Below are 19,147 nucleotides of genomic sequence, written 5' to 3'. Positions count from 1 at the left end.
CGTAGCTAAATATCTACCATGCAGAAATCATGCTTTCTGGGGCCATCATCCATAATGCCTCCTTAACTTGAAGTTAATAAAATATATAATTATATTAATAAAAATTTAGATAATTAATCAGACCGGTAATTCAGATGTAATCCGCCAACGTACGGCGCTCACACTTTTTTCCAGGCTGATGCGACAAACAATGCCTTCAATTTCTTTTTGCGCGGTCGGTATGGCATTTATTTCTGCACAGACTTCCAATTGACCGGGGCTTTCGATATCCGCACTACGCAAGGATTGCAACCGCAGTGCCACACCGTTCAATGCCTGCAATATCAGGGTACGCACCAGTATTTCATCCTGCTCGCCGCAGGTAACCTGAATGCGGTAACACAGTTCCAAATCGGTCGCCTGCTGCTGCGGCTGCAAGTTGATGCGCTGTGCTGCCTCGCGCAACAGAATATTGGCGCACAGGATCACCAGCGTCGCGATTAGTGCATCCCAGTACTGCCCCAAGCCGCACAGCACACCAATAGCCGCAGAACACCATAGCGTTGCAGCTGTATTCAAGCCACGAATATTCAGCCCTTCACGCATAATCACCCCAGCGCCAAGGAAGCCGATGCCTGAGACAATCTGGGCGGCCACCCGCCCGGGGCTGGAAGGATCGGTAGTCATGGAACTGAGAATGAATAACGCCGCCCCGGTCGCCACCAAGGCATTAGTACGCAGGCCAGCCATACGCTGACGCCATTGCCGTTCAGCACCAATAACCGCACCCAGGCACATCGCCAGTAATAAATTTAAAATAAAAGGAGTCATAGCCATGACTTTCCCCTTAATTAACTATAAGAGATAAAATCATGTGCTGTTTAGCACACAAAAAATCGCGCTGAAATTAAATCAGCGAATAAGCATGTTAGTGCCTGGAGGGAAAAGGCTGTGGCTGCAAATTACCATAACAACGTCCAACTCAATTTTCCTGAAACTATTAGGGATCAGATAACGTAGAGATATTTGGGTATGCACAGCTCGGAATAAAAAGAGAGAGGTGCTGCCCACCGATTTCGGCAAGCAACAAATCAGAAAAGGATTGGTCAGCTTGCCTTGTGTATATCTATTTCGTTACAACTAAAACTGTCCAATTGTGTTCCTCCACTGAAATTTTAGCTGAGTATAGTGACGAGGAGTTGTGATGTAAAGGTCAATTTATTAAATATGGATTAAACCGAGATGGGTCACTAGATACTCTTCCTCATGTAATAATAGTTCCCGATGAACAAACTTTTGAGCCATATCGCCCTTTCCCACCCGCACAGCACGACGTTAGTCAACGGATAACCAGGGAATTTGAGCAATCACTCACGCACTGCTGACCCCTCGCAGTTTGGCGCAGAGCTGATTACGGCTGGCATTTTCACTGGTCGTAGCGGTAATCCATCCTGCTCGCCAAACAGATATTTCATCAAAGGTGTGAGTTGTTCAGAAAACCCATTAATCACGCAGTAATATTAACCAGGTCAATTTCTAAGGCAATGTTTTTAACAAACAGAGTAATCATTGAATGGGTAACGGAAATCTCTGGGGTATCAGGCTAAGAGCCTAGAATTGGGGCAGGTTATCTCATGTCTGAAGTTAGCGGAGAATGTCTAGCGACACTCCCCACTAATTTTAAAGTAAACGAAACAAAATGCTGTACTTGACCACCCACAAGCTGAGATAGCATTCTAGTTTGTTGGCATTGATTTAGTTGGAGAAACCATCAATGCCTAGATGGCTTTTTAATCAGTAGGGCTGATTAGATAGCGGTAACGTTAGCCGCTGATGGGCCTTTCGCACCGTTCTCAATAGAGAACTGTACGTTTTGGCCTTCTGCTAGGGTCTTGAAGCCTTGATCCTGAATTGCAGAAAAGTGTACGAATACATCTTTGCTGCCGTCTGCTGGAGTGATAAAACCAAAACCTTTAGACTCGTTGAACCACTTCACTTGACCTTTGATCATGTTAGACATGCTAATTTCCTTCGATAATAAATGTAGCCACCATGGGCATGTTATAGCCGGCATCAGTTACTTATGGAGGCACTAGAAAGGAAATTCGTCAGATAAGAGCTATCTAGAGGATAACGCTTTAAATTTGAACTACTTTACTCAAAATGTCGTGCATAAATAGGTCTGTACCACAGGCCGGGTTTATTAACTCATGACCGGGCTTTAATAGCAACTCTTTTTATCATAGTACGCTGCAAAGGGACACAAAACGCGCAGGATTTGTGCCCTGTCGGTTGCCTTTTCATCATCCCCCTCTGCCAGCGCAACGGGGAAAGGGAGTTAGGCTTATGTCCCGCAATAGCATATGAGCCGCTGGCGATCAATTACGGGACACAACCTAGGATTCCGTCACTAAACACGGTAGTATTGTGACCTCAAAAGCAGGTAATCAAGGTGTAAGGGGTGGAACACAATTTAACTTTTACTTGAATAACTTGCTGACCATATCCCCCAGTATGTTACCATCCTGCTGCACTTCACCGTTGGGTGATGCGGCGTTAGCCACCGTAGGCAGAAACTTTGCGATGGTGCTGCATGCCTGAGCCGGATCGACCCCCAGTTTTTCGGCCAATTGATTGATAGCGTCGCTGCCCAGCACTTGCTGCACATGGTCGCCGGAAATCTGCTGGTTTTTGCCGTTGCTGAGCCATGACCCCACTACATCACCGAATTGCCCGTGACGGAATTTGTCCAAAATCGCCTGTAGGCCACCCTGTTGCTCAACCCATTGCATAATGGCGGCATAATCGATGCCCTTGCTGCTGGCACCCCCCAGAATGTTACCCAATACGCTATTTAACAGACCCATAGTCATCCCCTTTCAGGCCGTGCGACGGCCAAGTTAATTTGACGAAAAAAACACCACGGCGGCCAAATTGCGCAAGGGTAGCCTAACCGCTGATCTTTCTGTTGAAAAAAGTACCACCTGGGTACCGACAACCACCACCCAAGGTCATTTGCTCAACATCATTGCTCACTGAAATTTTAAGATCTTAATTAACATTACCTGAAAATCATCACCCTAATACTATAGTAAAAAAATCAGCAACCTGCCCGTTTCCATAGACTATAGTTAAACGATTCTTGGAAAAACACAGGATGTTTAATACGCCACCCTTTTGAGTGCTCTAATCTGACATTTAATGCGTCTCGCAATCCAGCATAGGGCACCCCGATTTTGGTTCGTATTCTACATTCACCACACCTTTTTCCATTGTGAGGGGAGTGAGCAGCGGTATTAATGACTAAGAGGGAAGATTGCTCTTAACTTGGTTCGAAGATTAATTACATAACAACAAGGGTGACATGACTCAACAGCAACCGACACAAAATGCCGAGCAGCCGCTCAACGTTAAAAGCTCCCCGTTATTATTTCAAGCTGGTGTGTTTATTATCATCGTTGCCGCCACGTTGATTCTGTTTAATGGCTGGCAAATCTGGAACGCCCGTCAACGCAATCTGAGCAACGCCGAACATGAATCAGCCAACCTCGCTCGCTCGCTGGCTCAGCATGCTGACGACACCTTTATGCAGATCGACGACAACTTGCTCGACCTAGCCGAACGCCTCCAAACCGACGGGCAGAGTCATCAACAACTGCTGCGGCTCCAGCGAGTCATGCAGACTCAGGTCGACGAACTCCCGCAGTTGCAAGGGATATTTATCTTTGACTCGCAAGGCCACTGGCTAATCACGTCATCAGACAATGTCCTCAAAAATGCCAATAATGCTGATCGCGAGTATTTTAAATATCATCAGAACTACGATGCAAACACCCTATACATTAGCAAAGTGATCCGCAGCCGCTCCACTGGCGATTTGATCATTCCGATTTCGCGCCGCTTCAATAATCCAGACGGTAGCTTCGCTGGCGTAATAATGGCGGCACTGTACCTTGATTATTTCCACCAGTTTTACGACAGCTTTGCACTTAACACTGACGCCTCAATGAACCTGCTGATGGCGGACGGCACCATTCTTTACCGACGCCCCTACGCTCTGACCTCAATTGGCAAAAATATTTCTCAGACCATATTGTTCCGCGAAATTCTGCCGCACTCAGAATTTGGGAACGCCACCATCTCCTCGCCGTATGACAAGGTGGAACGAATTTACGGCTATTCACGGGTAAAGCGCTATCCGCTGGTGATCACCGCCGGGTTGTCAAAACGGGACGTGCTAGCTGACTGGCGCAACGATGCCTACATGTTTGCCATGGGCGGTTTCTCACTGCTGGTCATTCTGCTGGTGATGGGGCTGGTATTGCTGCGGCAGATCAAACACAGTGTGCAAACTGAAGCCGAGCTAATGCGTACCCGCGACCAGTTGACCACCATTAACCAGATGCTGGAGGAACTGGCGCTGATAGATAGCCTTACCGGCCTGGCAAACCGCCGACAATTCGATATTGCGCTGAAAAATGAGCTGACGCGGGCTGCACGCAATTACCGTAGCGTAGCATTGTTGATGCTAGATATGGACTATTTCAAACAATACAACGATATCTATGGCCATGTCGCTGGCGACCAGTGCCTGCAACAAATTGGGCAGACGCTGAAAGGGTTAGCCCGCCGCAGCAACGACATCATGGCGCGTTATGGTGGTGAAGAGATGGGCATTATCCTGCCAGATACCGATGCTCAGGGCGCGCTGTTTTTTGCCGAACGTATCATCGACGCGGTACGCAAACTAAAGATCCCGCATCAGGGCAATCCGCACGGCATTGTCACCATAAGCATCGGCATCTATGCCAAAGTGCCGCATAGGTATAACGATACGCCAATTAGCTTTATCGATCTGGCAGATCACGCACTATATCAAGCAAAGAGACAAGGTAAGAACGGCATCTACAGCAGTTAATATCATCACCTGCCTGTTTTCAACCAAATAATTAACGCATCTATATTGTTGAGAGTTAAATGATTATATGTGAGTAAAATAAGCGCCTGTAGGGGCAATCGTTGCGTGCTACTTCGCTTGGCGTATGCAGCAAACTGGTTGCTTATCCCCCCAACGCGGTGGAAAATTTATCAGGGTAAAAGTCGTCGTATGGGATAGACCATGCTGCAAAGGAAGATACCAATGAGCACTCACTTCTCCGCAACTCTCAAGGATGCTGCACTGTTCCGCGAGGCAAACTACATCAATGGGCAATGGTTATCCATCAAAAACGGCCAGTCGATCGAGATCCACAACCCTGCCACCGGCGAACAAATCGGCCAAGTGCCCAATTTCGGTGCCAAAGAAACCATACGGGCGATCGCCGCCGCTAAAAAAGCGCAACCTGCCTGGCGAGCCTTGACAGCCAAAGAGCGCGCCAGCAAGCTGCGCCGCCTGTTTGAACTGATGATGGAAAACCTGGACGATTTGGCGCGCATCATGACCGCTGAACAGGGTAAACCGCTGGCTGAAAGCCGTAGCGAAATAGCCTATGCAGCATCCTTTATCGAATGGTTCGCCGAAGAAGGCAAGCGGGTGTATGGCGACACCATTGCGCAAGACCAGCCGGGACAACGCATTATCGTGCAAAAGGAACCGATTGGCGTGTTCGCCGCCATCACCCCATGGAACTTCCCGGCGGCGATGATTACCCGTAAAGCTGGCCCCGGCTGGGCAGCAGGCTGCACTGGCGTGATCCGCCCCGCGAGCCAGACGCCATTCTCAGCGTTAGCGATCGCCGTGCTGGCGGAGCGCGCCGGGTTACCAGCCGGGGTGTGCAATGTGATCACCGGTTCCAGCAAAGCCATCGGCGGTGAACTGACTGCCAACCCGGACGTACGCAAATTTTCCTTCACCGGCAGTACTGAAGTCGGCGCGCAGTTGCTGGCGCAGTGTGCACCAACCATCAAAAAAACCAGTATGGAACTGGGCGGCAATGCGCCGTTTATTGTATTCGATGATGCCGATCTGGACGCAGCGGTGACCGGCGCAATAGCGGCAAAATACCGTAATGCTAGCCAAACCTGCGTCTGCACCAACCGTTTTCTAGTTCAGGAACATGTGTACGATGCATTCGCCACCAAGCTAAAAAACGCCGTGGAAAAACTAAAAGTCGGTAATGGCCTGGACGATGGTGTGAGCATCGGCCCGCTGATTAACCAAGCGGCAGTGGATAAAGTCAGCGAACATATCGCCGATGCCGTTGCACATGGTGCTTCGGTACTGCTGGGCGGTCAGCCCCACACGCTGGGTCATTATTTCTATACCCCCACCATTTTGACCAATGTGCCGCGCGAAGCCAAAATCTTCCGCGAAGAAACTTTTGGCCCGGTGGCACCTTTGATCCGATTTAGCAGCGAAGCCGAAGCCATCGAATTAGCCAACGATACGCCGTTTGGCCTGGCGTCTTACTTCTATAGCCGCGATATTGGGCGGGTAATGCGCGTGGCTGAAGCACTGGAGTACGGCATCGTCGGCATCAATGCGGGGTTGATATCCACGGAGGTAGCCCCGTTCGGCGGTATCAAGCATTCAGGTCTGGGCCGGGAAGGCTCTAAGTATGGCATTGAGGACTACCTTGAGATTAAGTATCTGTGCCTCGGCGGCCTGAGCACCTGATGCTGGTGACCCCGCAGACACGCGGGGTACCACTTTTGGGGATGCTATGGTTTTGCTACCATATAGGTCGTCCATTCAATTGAAAATTGAACCTGACCATTTTTTATATTTAAGGCCACAGTGCCCATGCCAGCAGGATGATCGTTTTGGGAAGGAAATAATTGGGATTGCCCCTCTAAAGCACGCCACCTGGCGTACTCTTTTCCCTGGTTGATATTGATTATCATTTGAAATATTATATCTGCATTGGTACCAGCAGTAGTTAACAATCATTCTACACGCTAGGCAGTGTCCACCTTCGGGCGGCCTTATTCGGAGGCACATGGTCGATCATACCCACAGACATAAAAAGAAAATTCTACAGGCAGCAGTAATAACCTACCGGAGGCCTTTAGCGGTTATCGAGACCATGCCATCTACACTAGCGTTTCTCGGGATCGACCACGCTACATCCCCCATGCTGATATACTTGATAGGCCATAACAATGCCAAAAAAGAGTAGCCCGGATGATCCAACAACCGCTGACCGCTATGCTGATATTTGTTTACATACTGCTGATGATACCGGTGCTGCGTGTGATTGACAGCCGCCTGCGCACCAGCAAGCTGGTGCGCAAAACGGTACAAAACGCCACCCTCATCATGCTGACATTGCTGTTTTTCAGCATCATGACACTACTGCATTGAATACCCCTTCCTTACCACTCAGAGTCAAAGCTAAGATCAGCGTAAAAACAGCTCATTGCAGCCTAGGATCAAAAAGGTGATGCTGAAATCGTATATGACTGACATCAGACCCACCGTGTAAGATAGACCTATAGCCGGACAAAAGCTTCAAAGATAGACCAAGGTGGAAAAGTTAACGTGAAACTGCGTGGTGATGTATTTTCTCCACTGTTACTATTTTCCACAGTTTGAAATTACCATACAGTGGCTGACTAAATATGGAAGAATATGCCTTTTTTATAGCGACAAAGGACGCCGCTTCACCTCCCCCTGCATCGGCACCGTTTATTTTATTATGTGATAAACACCGCTGAGGAAGTCCCCCTCTACTGCGCCAACTAATGAGATCCCTGGTACTACCTGTAGCTGGAAGTCGATAGCCTGAACGCCAGCATGGTATTTGAAGAGTGCCATCTGAACCGCCAGTACCCGATTTATCGCCCTGTAATGCACAGTGCGTGGCTGTCGCAGCCCACTCAGGCGTTCATAAAGGTTGAACCGTGACACCTTCAGTGCCTGCGTTATTCGGATGAGCGGATATCGTCAGGGGGCAGCAATGGCATACGCGATATCAACTTTTTTGACTGCGCTATCTCCAGCGCATCGCGAAGGATTTCGGCTTCCATGGTTTTGCGGCCCAGCATCTGTTCACGCTGTTTTACCTTTTTCTCCAGGGCCTTAACTTCAGAGACACTGACAACTTTATCGCCAGCGGCGATCGCAAATTGACCAGCATCATTCATAAGTCGTTTCCCTTTAAAAAGCAGACTGGGGGTAATGCCATATTGCTGGGCAACCAGAGAAACGGAACAGCCGGGCTGCATGGACAGCGCAACAAAACGGCTCTTCCCTTCGGCAGTATAACGGCGTCGCTTCTGCTCGCCAGTGAGCACTTCGATTCCATGCACAAGACACTCCTTAAACATAGGTCTATGCCTATGTCTTATTGATGAAGTGTCCGGTTTAAACGGGGGCTACTACAGTGCCAATGCCGACGCTTCAGGCGTTTCGTTTAGCGCCAACAGCAGATTGTGCATGCCGCTGCCATCAATAAAGAGATGCGGCCATATTCAAAATTAAGTAGTGCTTTTCTTTATAATAGGTGACGTAACTTAATGCGCACACCTCGCCTCTTTCCAACGCAAAACGACGACCAAACAGCGCATTGAATGCGTTATCCGGCTCCTGCGTTTTATCAATATGCCGCTCTTCCTCGAGCAAACAAGCCTGACGTTTTTCCGTCAAGACCAACTTTTGCGCCTTCCATGCCAGGCTATTTGCGCACTGCGGCAACGCGGCCAGAATGCGTCGCAAAGCGACCGAGAACGCCGACCGCAGGAATTGGCTCGGGATTTCAAAGCATAAAGGGACATTGTATTGGCTACGATCGCCGCACTGCAACTTTTCCAACAGATAAAAGCGTGTGTGATTCATAGACATCGTTTCACTATAACGACTCACCATGAACAAGGAAATTCAGCAGCGGCTACAGTGGGTTAAACTTTATGAAACATCTGGTGATGCGGGACTTGTATGCCGTCGCTGCGGCATTTCCCGCCCCACATTGCGTAAATGGTGGCGCAGGTATCTGGCACAGGGCAGGACTGGAAAGCCACAGTCGTCGTCCTAAAAACTCTCCAACAACTAAAACTGCTCCTGTTGAGATAGCCCTGATTCTGGAGCTATGCTCCCTGCGAAATATGGGGGCAAAACGCATTCAGAGCGAGTTAAAGCGGCTTCATTCCATCTCTCTGGCGATGGCTACGATCCACAAGGTTCTTTGCCAGAATCAGGTTAAGCCAGTTGTTAAATTTCTGCGTAAGCTGATTTCATTCGCTACGCACTCCCTGTTCCCGCAACCGCGTCCAGATGGACACATGTAAGATGGATCCCGGTTTATATCAGTACACATCTGTTGATAATTGCACTCATTGCAGGATCCTGAGGCTTTACTCTCGCCGCACAGCTGCAAATACACTGGATTTTATTGATTGTGTTATTGAAGAAATGCCTTTTCCAATTCAGCGATTTCAGACTGATCGGGGAAGAGAATTTTTTGCCGTAAAGGTGCAGGAGAGATTGAAAGAATACGGCATCAAGCTGCGTCCAAATAAGCCAACTTCACCTCATCTTAATGACAAAGTTGAACGTTCTTAGAAAACAGACAAAGCTGAATTTTACGCTACTGTAGACCGCTAAGCTAACGACCAGAAGGAGCTACTGGCTGAATGTGGCAGCATGACTATAACTGGGAGCCTCCTCATAGCGCTCTCAATGGTAAAACTACGATGGAGCGCTACTTCGAGCTTGCTGAGCAAACACCTTACTCCGATGCCGTTCACGCAGACTATCAGCCCGGTGACGAACGCATACAAGAGCAGAATTGCAAGCTTGAACTTGAGCTGAGAAAATTGAAATGATGTCTATGAATCACACATGCCAGTACATGTTTTTGTTGGTGGGTCGTACAGGGTTCGAACCTGTGACCAATTGATTAAGAGTCAACTGCTCTACCAACTGAGCTAACGACCCAACGGCTTCATTATTCTCTTCTGCTGCATTACTGTCAAATGCTTACACGGATTATTTTTTTCATGTAAAATTGGCAATACCATGTTTTTTGATAAAAAAATCCACATAAGTTCTGTTAATTTACCATTTTTCAGAGTAATCTTCCACTCCTTGAACGCCCCATTTCTACCCCCGTAATGCCAGCGCAAGGAATAATCAACTTTAATCTCGCACATAAATATTGTAAATCTGTTGCACAAGGGAGAGGTTACCGCACTGGCTTACTAAACCAAGCCAATCTAATAAACGTAAAAAAACAGCCACCTCAGAACTTACATATCCCACTAATGACAGGTAAAACAGGACATCATCAAATGGTAGATCACTCTGAAATAACCACCGACGTTACGCCCGCGTCAAAAGAACATCTACGACGAAACTTAACCAATCGGCATATTCAACTGATCTCCATTGGCGGCGCGATCGGTACAGGTCTGTTTATGGGTTCCGGTAAAACCATCAGCCTGGCTGGCCCTTCCATCATCATCGTGTACATGATCATTGGTTTTATGCTGTTCTTCGTGATGCGTGCCATGGGCGAACTGTTGCTGTCCAATCTGGAGTATAAGTCGTTCAGTGATTTTGCCGCAGATCTGATCGGCCCATGGGCCGGTTTCTTTACCGGCTGGACTTACTGGTTCTGTTGGGTGGTTACCGGCATCGCCGACGTGGTAGCGATCACTGCCTACGCTCAGTTCTGGTTCCCCGAATTGTCGCAGTGGATCGCCTCACTGCTGTGCATACTGCTGCTGCTTGTCCTGAACCTGGTGACGGTGAAGGTGTTCGGTGAAACGGAGTTCTGGTTCGCGATGATAAAAATCGTCGCCATCATCAGCCTTATCGTCATTGGGCTGGTGATGATCGTCATGCAGTTCCAGTCTCCGTCTGGTACCGTTGCCTCACTTTCACACCTGTGGAATAACGGTGGATTGTTTCCGAAAGGCATCAGCGGCTTCTTCGCTGGCTTCCAGATTGCGGTATTCGCCTTCGTCGGTATTGAATTGGTGGGTACCACCGCAGCGGAAACCAAAGACCCAGAAAAAGTGCTGCCGCGCGCCATCAACGCCATTCCACTGCGCATCATTATGTTCTATGTGTTCGCGCTGATGGTGATCATGTCGGTCACGCCTTGGAACTCGGTTGTTGCAGACAAAAGCCCATTCGTTGAGTTATTCGTCCTGATCGGCCTACCAGCAGCGGCCAGCATTATCAACTTCGTGGTGCTGACCTCAGCCGCTTCTTCTGCCAACAGTGGGGTGTTTTCTACCAGTCGCATACTGTTCGGCTTGGCACAGGAAGGCGATGCGCCAAAATCGTTCGCCAACCTGTCTAAACGCGCGGTACCAGCCAACGGTCTGATCTTCTCATGCCTTTGCTTGTTGTGTGGCTCAGTGCTGATTTTCCTGATCCCAAACGTGATGATGGTGTTTACCTTGGTCACCACGGTTTCGGCGATCTTGTTCATGTTCGTCTGGAGTATCATCCTATGTTCGTACCTGGTTTATCGCAAACAGCACCCCGCGTTACACCAGAAATCAATCTATAAGATGCCGGCAGGCAGGCTAATGTGCTGGATTTGTATGGCGTTCTTTGCCTTTGTGCTGGTGCTGCTAGCGCTGCGTGAAGATACCCGCCAAGCTCTGATCGCCACGCCGCTGTGGTTTATGGTACTCGGCCTTTCCTACATGCTGCTGCGCAACAAGAAGGCCACTTAATAATGGCACGTCCCGCAGCGCCTGCCCAGTTCAGCAACACTAATTGGGCAGGCGCTGCACCTTTTGCGCACAGCATCGCCACTGTGCTGTACAACCATGTTTAGCCAATGCCTCTTTTGACCATCTACGCTAGTGAAAAGCCTCATAGAGATAAAATAATTAATTGATAAAAAAAGCGTACCAAAACTGATAAACAGCGCCTGAAATCCCCGCTTAGCAGACCTGATGTGTTTAAATAAAAATCGCATCTTTATTCCAATAAATCACCATTCACTTCTATGATTAGCACAGCATCTTGGTTAATGATCTGAGTGGGAGTACCGAACATGGCGAAAATATTGGTTCTTTATTACTCAATGTACGGGCACATTGAAACACTGGCACACGCAGTAGCAGAAGGGGCGCGCAGGGTAGACGGCGTGGATGTCACCGTAAAACGGGTGCCGGAAACCATCCCGGAGGGGGCTTTTGTCAAGGCTGGTGGAAAGAGCGACCAGCAGGCACCAATCGCCACCCCGCAGGAGTTGGCCGCTTATGATGGCATTATTTTCGGCACGCCAACACGTTTCGGTAATATGGCTGGCCAAATGCGCACTTTCCTTGATCAAACCGGTGGGCTATGGGCCTCCGGCGCGTTGTACGGCAAAGTAGGCAGCGTGTTCTCCTCCTCCGGTACCGGTGGTGGGCAGGAACAGACCATCACCTCCACTTGGATCACGCTGGCTCATCACGGCTTTATTATTGTTCCTATCGGCTACGCCACACCGGAGTTGCTTGACACCTCACATGTCCGTGGCGGCACTCCTTACGGTGCCACCACCATGGCTGGTAATGATGGCTCCCGTTCCCCAAGCCCTGAGGAACTGACCATCGCCCGTTATCAGGGCGAGCATGTGGCGAAAATCACTGCCAAACTGAAAAGTTAAGCGATTCCCCCAGTAAAACATCGTAGGTAGCCATGCAAAGCGTATGGCTACAGATCCCACCACAAGATTAACGAACAAAATAAAGCGGGTTGACCCACAGCTGCTCACCAAGGCATGGCAAATCAACAACGAATACATAATATCAGCTTGATTCAACAGTAAATAAACGTCGTTATATCGTCACCTTCGACCCAATAGCGGCCAAAAAATCGGTAGCCAGCAGGGTACTGTTGGGAAAGTGTCTTTAGCAGTTTTAATTCAAATGTCCGTTTTTGTTCATCAATTGCCATTATGCATGCGTCCAGAAAATCAAAATAGCGCCGCACTTGTGGATACAGCGCCTTGAACAGGCTCTCTTTGGCAGAGAACGTCAGCGTCAGTAATAGGTTAAATGCCTGTGGCTGGCAACGCAGCCTGTCGCACTCCTCCACACCAACGATATTACTCCACAGCTCTTGCACACTCACACTGGACATCAGCGTCTCTACATCCAGCCCAACACCGCCCTGTCCGGGTTCCCCATGCACAGCGCACAACGCGATATGTGCATTATGGCTCAGTGCGCCAGCGATACCTGGTGGCCACTGCGGTGCGCGATCTTCCCCCGGTAGCAGAATAAAGTCGGTGAAGCCCAGCGGGGCCAGCAGTCGCTGGGCCAGACAACGCCCAGCCAAATATTCTGCCCGCCGCTTCGGCACCGCGTGCACCAAATGCTCCGGGATAATGATGCCTATTTCGTGGAAACAATCATCCCGATAGTCCGCCAAAGAGAAATGGCAACGGGCAACCCGCCCTGGATAATTCTCAAGGGTCAGAAATTCGATATCGCGAATAAAAGTAGACAACGGAGTATTCATCCTTGGGTGAGTATGCCAACGCATAATCTTAAACACTGTACTTGCCGACAACAACTCTTCCTCTCCCCTGCCCTGAAGAACCGGCTTTAGGACACGGCGAATGAAGAGTAAGCGATGAGATGGCCTTCCCCCTTCTTCACGACAGCATCCATTTCCGCCATGATGGATGAACTTAAATCAGAAGAATAAGCAAGAATGATACCATGTCTGAAATGAAAATCACCGGCATCGATCTGGCTAAAACGAATTTTTATCTTTTCAGTATCAATGCTTATGGAAAACCGGCAGGAAAGATAAAACTTTCGCGTAGTGGAGTTGCCCCGGCTAAAACGGACACAGTTAATTAACCGCTAATACGGCTTCACGGTATTCGCGTGGGGATCTCATTTTCAGCCCCTTATGCGGATGCCAGTTGTTATAATCTGCCATCCACTCAGCCAGCTTTTCCAGCATTGATGCCGTATCCGGCAGATCATTTACGTAGACATAATCCCGCTTGAATGTCTTCATGAACGATTCTGCCGTGCCGTTACTTTCCGGGCTGCGCACCGGTGTTGTGCATACGATGAACCCCAGTGACCTGGCGAACGTACGCGTAGCATCAGCTATGTAGCAACTGCCGTTATCCATCAGCCATTCTATCGGATGGGGAACCTTCAGCGTGTTTCCGAACCGTTTTTCCAGATTTTCTGTCGGCAGATCCTGCACTATTTCGCTGCTGATACCCCCGGTGGTGGCACTCCCACTGATGGCTTCGCGATCGCAGCAGTCCAGACTGAACACCACCCGTACCGAGCGGATATCGTCCTGGGGCAGCAATGGCATACGCGATATCAACTTTTTTGACTGCGCTATCTCCAGCGCATCGCGAAGGATTTCGGCTTCCATGGTTTTGCGGCCCAGCATCTGCTCACGCTGTTTTACCTTTTTCTCCAGGGCCTTAATTCAGAGACACTGACAACTTCATCGCCAGCGGCGATCGCAGATTGACCAGCATCATTCATAAGTCGTTTCCCTTTAAAAAGCAGACTGGGGGTAATGCCATATTGCCGGGCAACCAGGGAAACGGAATAGCCGGGCTGCATGGACAGCGCAACAAAACGGCTCTTCTCTTCGGCAGTATAACGGCGTCGCTTCTGCTCGCCAGTGGGCACTTCGATTCCTTGCACAAGACACTCCTTAAACATAGGTCTATGCCTAAGTCTTATTGATAAAGTGTCCGGTTTAAACGGGGCTACTACACTAATCAATTAGCATAAGTTTGTATGAGTGGAGAATGTGTCTACCAAAAGGAATGAAAAATTTACAGAAAGGATCATACCTGCGCAGCGGCCATCTGCCGATGGCCGCCACAGCTCACCGGAATTCAGTACCACAGGCTCATGATCGGCCAGCCAATCAACAATAGCGCCGCGATGTAAACCACCCCCAAAATGCCGCCCAACCGCCAGTAATCCTTTGATTTCACATAACCACAGCCATAGATGATTACCCCAGGGCCGGTGGCATAAGGTGTCAGAACCCCCATGATACCGATCGAGAGCACCAACAGCATCGAGAGCTGTTCCAGCGGCACGCCCGGCAGCCCTTTGCCCACCGCAAGGATCACCGGTAGCAGGGTGGCGGTATGTGCCGACAGACTGGCGAATAAGTAGTGGGCGAAGTAAAAAACCAGCACCAGCGCTATCACCGCCATATTGGGTGAAAAGCCGTCCAAATGCGTGCTCATCGTCCGGGCGAACCAGTCGATAAATCCGGAACGCGTCAGACCATTGGCCATCACCACCAAGGTTGCCAGGTTAACCAGTGTGTTCCAGGCGCTGGAATATTTGGTGATATCCTTCCACGACACCACCTGCAACGCCAGCATCAGTGATACCGCCAATAGGCAAACCGCAGTGGCATTCAACATCTTGCTGCCGAACACCCACAGGCTCAAGCTCAGTAATACTAGGCCGATCAGGGTGTATTCCTTGCGGGTCAGTTTGCCCATTTCATCCAGTGCGTTGTTAACCCAGGAGGCTACCTCACTACTGTGGGTCACACCCGGCTTGTAAAGGTAATAGGAAATGAGCGGCGCAATAATCAATAACATCAGACCGACCGGAAGGAATGCCAGGAACCACTGCATCCAACTGATGTTCACCCCAGCGATTTCGCCGACAAACTCCACGCCCAGCACGTTGGGTGCGGCACCGGTGACAAACATTGAGGAACTGATGCTAGTACCCACCACCATCATCCACATCAGGTAGCCGCCGATGCGACGTGATGAGGGATCATTGGGGAATGAATCAAACAACGGCGGCAGGTTTTTCACTACCGGGAACACCGTGCCACCGGTACGCGCAGTGTTGGACGGGGTGAACGGAGCCAACAGGATATCGATGATCACCACCGCATAGCCTAACGTCAGAGTGCGCTTCCCCATAAACTTCACCATGAACAACGCGATGCGCCGCCCTAGCCCGGTGGCCTCATATCCTAGCGCGAAGATGAAGGCACCGAATACCAGCCATACGGTGGTGCTGGAGAAGCCCGCCAGCCCCCATTTAAGCGCTTCTTTGTCGGCTTTAAAACCCGGTTCAGCCAGATCCTGCGCGCTGAACAACACCCAATTGGCACTCAATACACTGGTGGTTACCGCGATAAAGCTGATAGCGGTGGCTGGGATCGGCTCCAGAATCATGCCGACGATCATCGCCACAAAGATGGCGAAGTAACGCCAGGCTTGTGGCGGCATGCCATCAGGCACCGGTATCAATAACAGGATCGCAAGCACTGCCAACGGTGCTATCGCTTTCCAGATTTTTTCCTGAGTTTGAGACATGGGGATTCTCCTGAAAGTTATTATTTTTAATTACCCGGTAATTGCGCCAGCAGCCAAGTGACTATCAACAGGTCGGCGCTGCCGCCAGGACTAAGGTTGCGGGCGATGCATTCGCCGTCGAAGCGATACAGACGCTGTAGCCCCAGATCTCCCGTCGTTCCGCCCCGCGCCAATAACTCGGCGGCGCACCGCCGCAGCCAGTGCACGCCGTTTATACCGCCACGTGAAGCGACATTAGTGTCATCATTGTGAGCCATCAGCCACAGTAGACTGTCTATTAGCGCCGCTTGTTGGTCATATCCCGCCATAAGGCGCTGCCGATACAGCGGCAAAGCACCACCAACTACCAGCCGAAAGCCAGACTCCGCCGCGCCGCGCGCACCGCTCAGCTTGTGTGCGGCAAACAACCGCTGAGCAACTGTCTGCCAGCCTTTGGTGTGCCGTAGCTCCCGTTCCACCAACCCTTGACACATCGCCGCCGTCTCTGCACACAACGCCTCGGCGTTCAGCGCACGCTGCTGCCGCTGCAAGCGACCAAAAGCGGCACACAGTAGGCCAAGAGAAAATATGCTGCCTTTATGGGTATTGATACCGCCTGTAGCGCAGAACATGTGGTTTTCACAGGCCATGCCCAGCGGCCGCAGCCGCGCCAACTGCTGCGTGGCGGGCAATGCGGCATCTTCATACCCCCGCTTGATAAAGCGCGGTAGCCACACGCCGATGGCGCGGGCGCTGCGGTAAAAATGGCTTAGCTCCATGTCGTGATGCGCGCCAGTGTTATGACGATCCACCAACCCTGGTTTAGGTGTGAGGTTGACTTCTACCAACAGAGCACGGTAGGCGGTGCGGGCAAAATTGCAGGCTTCCTGCGAAATGTGCACAGGCGAATCATCCGGTTGAGATCGCATTATTGATTATCCTTTCCATTTCATTTAGCAACTGTGGGCTAGCATGGCGTCGCTGACGGGCGCAGACCTTTGCTGGCTGGCGGCACAGCAGGCAGCGGCGCTCTGGCAGACCCCTATTACGCCGTGACAGAATGCGCCCCTCCCGGGTGAGCACATCGATATCCCACAGTCGGCCAATCGGCTGGCGCATTTCCAACTGTATGGCGCAATCTTTCACTCGCCACGCGTCCGCCTGTAGTGCTAGATAGCCTTCACAACCGGTAGGCAACGCCAGTATTGCGGCTTGCAGGCAGGGCCAACCCTGTTCAGATAGCCGTTGACACAGCGCCTGCCAACCAAGGTTAAAGATGCGGCGCGTTAACGCGTTGTCCTTCACCGACCCCGGCACCACCAGCGTCAGCACCAGCAATATGCACTGGTGCCGCGCCTGCTGACGAGCCTGGCGGCATTCGCGGCTGATCAGCAACGCCGGCAGGCTGACCGGGCGATTAACGGCCAATGGGGGATCGACGGCGAGCATGGTTTACTCCGCCACTTGGTGAACTACATCGCTCACCGAACCATCACGGTAGCGCACTACCGCTACCACTTTGTCGGTGAAGGCGATCGGTGCTGGTTCACCGGTCAGTTGCAGCGCACGTTGATGTAGCCAGCCGATGCTCACCACCGACAGCCCAGCTTGCTGTAACCGCTGTGCCAGCTCTGGCCGCGCCGGGTTAACAGCGATGCCGTGGTCAGTGACCAGGATGTCGATGCTAGAGCCAGGGGGAACGCAAGTGGTCACCTGCTCCACCAGCGTAGAAATACGCCCGCGTACCAACGGCGCAACGATGATTGCCAACCGCTCTGACGCTTCGATGTCGCAGTGACCACCGGAAGTACCGCGCAGCACACCGTCCGAACCCGTCAACACATTGACGCTAAAGCAAGTGTCGATCTCCAGTGCACTCAGCACTACCACATTCAGCCGATCAACCGACGCCCCTTTGGAACGGAGATTGGCATATTGATTGGCATTGATTTCAATATGGTTGGGGTTCCGTGCAAGCGACATCGCTGCCGTGCGGTCAAAGCTTTGCATATCCAGCAGTTTGCCTATCAGCCCCTTCTCATGCAGCTCCACCATAGTCGAGGGAATACCGCCAAGCGCAAATCCAGCACGGATGCCGCGTGCACGCATTTTGTCTTCCAGAAAGCGGGTCATCGCCAGTGAAGCCCCTCCGTGCCGATTTGCAGTGAGAATCCCTCGGTAAAGCAGTCAAAACCGGCGATCACCTCGGCAACACGGCGGGCGATCAGCAATTCACGTGGGTTAGAGGTCATACGTGTAGTGTCGGCACTAATCTCGTCGGCCTCGCCCACCTGTTTGAGTTGAACGATCAGATCCACCCGATCCTGCGCCAGGCTGGCCGGATGATGCGGGTACGGCAAGATCTGTTCGGTCAACACCACCACCGTTTCCGCTGCTTCGGCATCCACCCGCGCATAACCGATCGAATCGCAAGCTTCGCCGCTGTAACCATTGGCGTTGCCAAACTCATCGCAAGCCGGCACCGCGAGGAAAGTAACGTCGATCTTCAACTCGCCGGACTCGATCAAATTGACCCGGCCACCGTGGAAATGAATTTGTAGCAAGCCACGCGAGATGGCATCCGCTAGCGACCCGCGCAGGCCGGAGATGTAGATGCAGCTCACCACATCGTTGCAGATATGTCCAACCAGCGGTGCATGACAATCGGACAGAGAGCTAGAGGCTAGCGTCAAGTTGCGGAAACCTATCGCCACTAGCGTCTCCATCACCTGATTCAGCGCCAGATCCCCACTACAGAACGCATGGTGAAAGGAGATAGTCATGCCGTCCTGCAACCCGCCACGGTGCACCGCCTGCTGTAACGAGTCGCAGCGTTTGATGTCACGCGGTTTACGCGCCTGCAAATTGGCCTTGGAGGCATCCTGATAGCAGCCCAAGTTCGTCGCGTTATTAAAGCTCATCAGCCGTTGTTGGCGATTCATCATGCC

Annotated in this window: 14 protein-coding genes, 1 tRNA gene and 4 pseudogenes; 7 read left to right on the top strand and 12 right to left on the bottom strand. The window is 50.9% G+C overall.

Features of this window, described 5'->3' with window-relative positions; genetic code table 11:
- Window positions 1-117 precede the first annotated feature (117 nt).
- The 3 genes from SYMBAF_RS04850 to SYMBAF_RS04840 form a co-directional block, all read right to left on the bottom strand.
- On the bottom strand, window positions 118-816 hold the full coding sequence (locus SYMBAF_RS04850; protein ID WP_040266392.1) for an MgtC family protein: 699 nt from the start codon (window positions 814-816) through the stop codon (window positions 118-120).
- A 970-nt stretch (window positions 817-1,786) separates the two neighbouring features.
- Window positions 1,787-1,999 (bottom strand): transcription antiterminator/RNA stability regulator CspE, encoded by a 213-nt coding sequence (gene cspE / locus SYMBAF_RS04845; RefSeq protein WP_004946278.1) that lies wholly within the window; start codon window positions 1,997-1,999, stop codon window positions 1,787-1,789.
- Window positions 2,000-2,459: 460 nt separating this feature from the next.
- Window positions 2,460-2,846: a YidB family protein gene (locus SYMBAF_RS04840; protein WP_040266408.1), complete on the bottom strand. Its 387-nt coding sequence runs from the start codon at window positions 2,844-2,846 to the stop codon at window positions 2,460-2,462.
- Window positions 2,847-3,343: 497 nt separating this feature from the next.
- On the opposite strand from SYMBAF_RS04840, the gene SYMBAF_RS04835 reads away from it, so the two are divergent.
- The 3 genes from SYMBAF_RS04835 to SYMBAF_RS04825 all read left to right on the top strand — a co-directional run bounded on the left by SYMBAF_RS04835 (window position 3,344) and on the right by SYMBAF_RS04825 (window position 7,282).
- Window positions 3,344-4,897, top strand: coding sequence for a sensor domain-containing diguanylate cyclase (locus SYMBAF_RS04835; protein ID WP_040266414.1), 1,554 nt, complete (start codon window positions 3,344-3,346; stop codon window positions 4,895-4,897).
- A 222-nt stretch (window positions 4,898-5,119) separates the two neighbouring features.
- Window positions 5,120-6,595, top strand: a complete 1,476-nt coding sequence (locus SYMBAF_RS04830) for an NAD-dependent succinate-semialdehyde dehydrogenase (RefSeq protein ID WP_040266415.1) — start codon at window positions 5,120-5,122, stop codon at window positions 6,593-6,595.
- Window positions 6,596-7,102: 507 nt separating this feature from the next.
- Window positions 7,103-7,282, top strand: coding sequence for a hypothetical protein (locus tag SYMBAF_RS04825; RefSeq protein ID WP_040266422.1), 180 nt, complete (start codon window positions 7,103-7,105; stop codon window positions 7,280-7,282).
- A 480-nt stretch (window positions 7,283-7,762) separates the two neighbouring features.
- Here SYMBAF_RS04825 and SYMBAF_RS04815 read toward each other — a convergent pair.
- Window positions 7,763-8,229 (bottom strand): annotated as a pseudogene (locus SYMBAF_RS04815) (transposase); the annotation flags it as partial.
- 139 nt (window positions 8,230-8,368) lie between these two features.
- Window positions 8,369-8,761: a hypothetical protein gene (locus SYMBAF_RS04810; protein WP_152609172.1), complete on the bottom strand. Its 393-nt coding sequence runs from the start codon at window positions 8,759-8,761 to the stop codon at window positions 8,369-8,371.
- A 22-nt stretch (window positions 8,762-8,783) separates the two neighbouring features.
- On the opposite strand from SYMBAF_RS04810, the pseudogene SYMBAF_RS04805 reads away from it, so the two are divergent.
- Window positions 8,784-9,741, top strand: a pseudogene (locus tag SYMBAF_RS04805) (DDE-type integrase/transposase/recombinase).
- Window positions 9,742-9,777: 36 nt separating this feature from the next.
- Here SYMBAF_RS04805 and SYMBAF_RS04800 read toward each other — a convergent pair.
- Window positions 9,778-9,853, bottom strand: a tRNA-Lys gene (locus SYMBAF_RS04800).
- 353 nt (window positions 9,854-10,206) lie between these two features.
- Between SYMBAF_RS04800 and cycA the strand changes: the two genes are divergently transcribed.
- Window positions 10,207-11,607, top strand: a complete 1,401-nt coding sequence (gene cycA / locus SYMBAF_RS04795; protein ID WP_040266429.1) for a D-serine/D-alanine/glycine transporter — start codon at window positions 10,207-10,209, stop codon at window positions 11,605-11,607.
- A 326-nt stretch (window positions 11,608-11,933) separates the two neighbouring features.
- The gene (wrbA, locus tag SYMBAF_RS04790) at window positions 11,934-12,533 is read left to right on the top strand and encodes an NAD(P)H:quinone oxidoreductase (RefSeq protein WP_040266431.1); all 600 of its coding nucleotides are present in this window, start codon (window positions 11,934-11,936) and stop codon (window positions 12,531-12,533) included.
- 152 nt (window positions 12,534-12,685) lie between these two features.
- On the opposite strand, the gene SYMBAF_RS04785 is transcribed toward wrbA, so the two are convergent.
- Window positions 12,686-13,390, bottom strand: a complete 705-nt coding sequence (locus tag SYMBAF_RS04785) for a 4'-phosphopantetheinyl transferase family protein (RefSeq protein ID WP_040266433.1) — start codon at window positions 13,388-13,390, stop codon at window positions 12,686-12,688.
- A gap of 203 nt (window positions 13,391-13,593) precedes the next feature.
- Here SYMBAF_RS04785 and SYMBAF_RS04780 point away from each other — a divergent pair, with 203 nt between their 5' ends.
- The gene (locus SYMBAF_RS04780; protein WP_037390334.1) at window positions 13,594-13,737 is read left to right on the top strand and encodes a hypothetical protein; all 144 of its coding nucleotides are present in this window, start codon (window positions 13,594-13,596) and stop codon (window positions 13,735-13,737) included.
- On the opposite strand, the pseudogene SYMBAF_RS04775 reads toward SYMBAF_RS04780, so the two are convergent.
- The 5 genes and pseudogenes from SYMBAF_RS04775 to citF all read right to left on the bottom strand — a co-directional run bounded on the left by SYMBAF_RS04775 (window position 13,730) and on the right by citF (window position 19,141).
- Window positions 13,730-14,577, bottom strand: a pseudogene (locus tag SYMBAF_RS04775) (integrase core domain-containing protein). The gene SYMBAF_RS04780 and the pseudogene SYMBAF_RS04775 sit on opposite strands and share 8 nt — an antisense overlap.
- A gap of 179 nt (window positions 14,578-14,756) precedes the next feature.
- Entirely contained in the window at window positions 14,757-16,220 is a 1,464-nt protein-coding gene (locus tag SYMBAF_RS04770; protein ID WP_040266437.1) for an anion permease, read from the bottom strand.
- A gap of 26 nt (window positions 16,221-16,246) precedes the next feature.
- Window positions 16,247-17,128 carry a triphosphoribosyl-dephospho-CoA synthase CitG gene (gene citG, locus SYMBAF_RS04765; protein ID WP_040266439.1) on the bottom strand — a complete coding sequence of 294 codons (882 nt, stop codon included), beginning with the start codon at window positions 17,126-17,128 and terminating at the stop codon, window positions 16,247-16,249.
- Window positions 17,109-17,648: a citrate lyase holo-[acyl-carrier protein] synthase gene (gene citX / locus SYMBAF_RS04760; protein ID WP_040266442.1), complete on the bottom strand. Its 540-nt coding sequence runs from the start codon at window positions 17,646-17,648 to the stop codon at window positions 17,109-17,111. The genes citG and citX overlap by 20 nt, the downstream gene beginning before the upstream one ends.
- A gap of 3 nt (window positions 17,649-17,651) precedes the next feature.
- Window positions 17,652-19,141: pseudogene (citF, locus tag SYMBAF_RS04755) on the bottom strand (citrate lyase subunit alpha).
- Window positions 19,142-19,147 lie beyond the last annotated feature (6 nt).

Origin of the sequence: Serratia symbiotica, from assembly GCF_000821185.2 — a bacterium.
GTDB classification, from domain to species: Bacteria; Pseudomonadota; Gammaproteobacteria; order Enterobacterales; family Enterobacteriaceae; genus Serratia; species Serratia symbiotica.
The sequence above is the reverse complement of the archived record's forward strand: the minus strand, read 5'-3'. Positions and strand labels throughout refer to the sequence as shown.

What these genes read in the sequence shown, in the direction of transcription:
- SYMBAF_RS04825 (WP_040266422.1), top strand. Translation starts at nt 7,103, where the DNA reads ATGATCCAACAACCGCTGACCGCTATGCTGATATTTGTTTACATACTG.
- cycA (WP_040266429.1), top strand. Translation starts at nt 10,207, where the DNA reads ATGGTAGATCACTCTGAAATAACCACCGACGTTACGCCCGCGTCAAAA.
- SYMBAF_RS04835 (WP_040266414.1), top strand. Translation starts at nt 3,344, where the DNA reads ATGACTCAACAGCAACCGACACAAAATGCCGAGCAGCCGCTCAACGTT.
- SYMBAF_RS04780 (WP_037390334.1), top strand. Translation starts at nt 13,594, where the DNA reads ATGTCTGAAATGAAAATCACCGGCATCGATCTGGCTAAAACGAATTTT.
- wrbA (WP_040266431.1), top strand. Translation starts at nt 11,934, where the DNA reads ATGGCGAAAATATTGGTTCTTTATTACTCAATGTACGGGCACATTGAA.
- SYMBAF_RS04840 (WP_040266408.1), bottom strand. Translation starts at nt 2,846, where the DNA reads ATGGGTCTGTTAAATAGCGTATTGGGTAACATTCTGGGGGGTGCCAGC.
- citX (WP_040266442.1), bottom strand. Translation starts at nt 17,648, where the DNA reads ATGCTCGCCGTCGATCCCCCATTGGCCGTTAATCGCCCGGTCAGCCTG.
- SYMBAF_RS04850 (WP_040266392.1), bottom strand. Translation starts at nt 816, where the DNA reads ATGGCTATGACTCCTTTTATTTTAAATTTATTACTGGCGATGTGCCTG.
- cspE (WP_004946278.1), bottom strand. Translation starts at nt 1,999, where the DNA reads ATGTCTAACATGATCAAAGGTCAAGTGAAGTGGTTCAACGAGTCTAAA.
- SYMBAF_RS04810 (WP_152609172.1), bottom strand. Translation starts at nt 8,761, where the DNA reads ATGTCTATGAATCACACACGCTTTTATCTGTTGGAAAAGTTGCAGTGC.
- citG (WP_040266439.1), bottom strand. Translation starts at nt 17,128, where the DNA reads ATGCGATCTCAACCGGATGATTCGCCTGTGCACATTTCGCAGGAAGCC.
- SYMBAF_RS04785 (WP_040266433.1), bottom strand. Translation starts at nt 13,390, where the DNA reads ATGAATACTCCGTTGTCTACTTTTATTCGCGATATCGAATTTCTGACC.
- SYMBAF_RS04830 (WP_040266415.1), top strand. Translation starts at nt 5,120, where the DNA reads ATGAGCACTCACTTCTCCGCAACTCTCAAGGATGCTGCACTGTTCCGC.
- SYMBAF_RS04770 (WP_040266437.1), bottom strand. Translation starts at nt 16,220, where the DNA reads ATGTCTCAAACTCAGGAAAAAATCTGGAAAGCGATAGCACCGTTGGCA.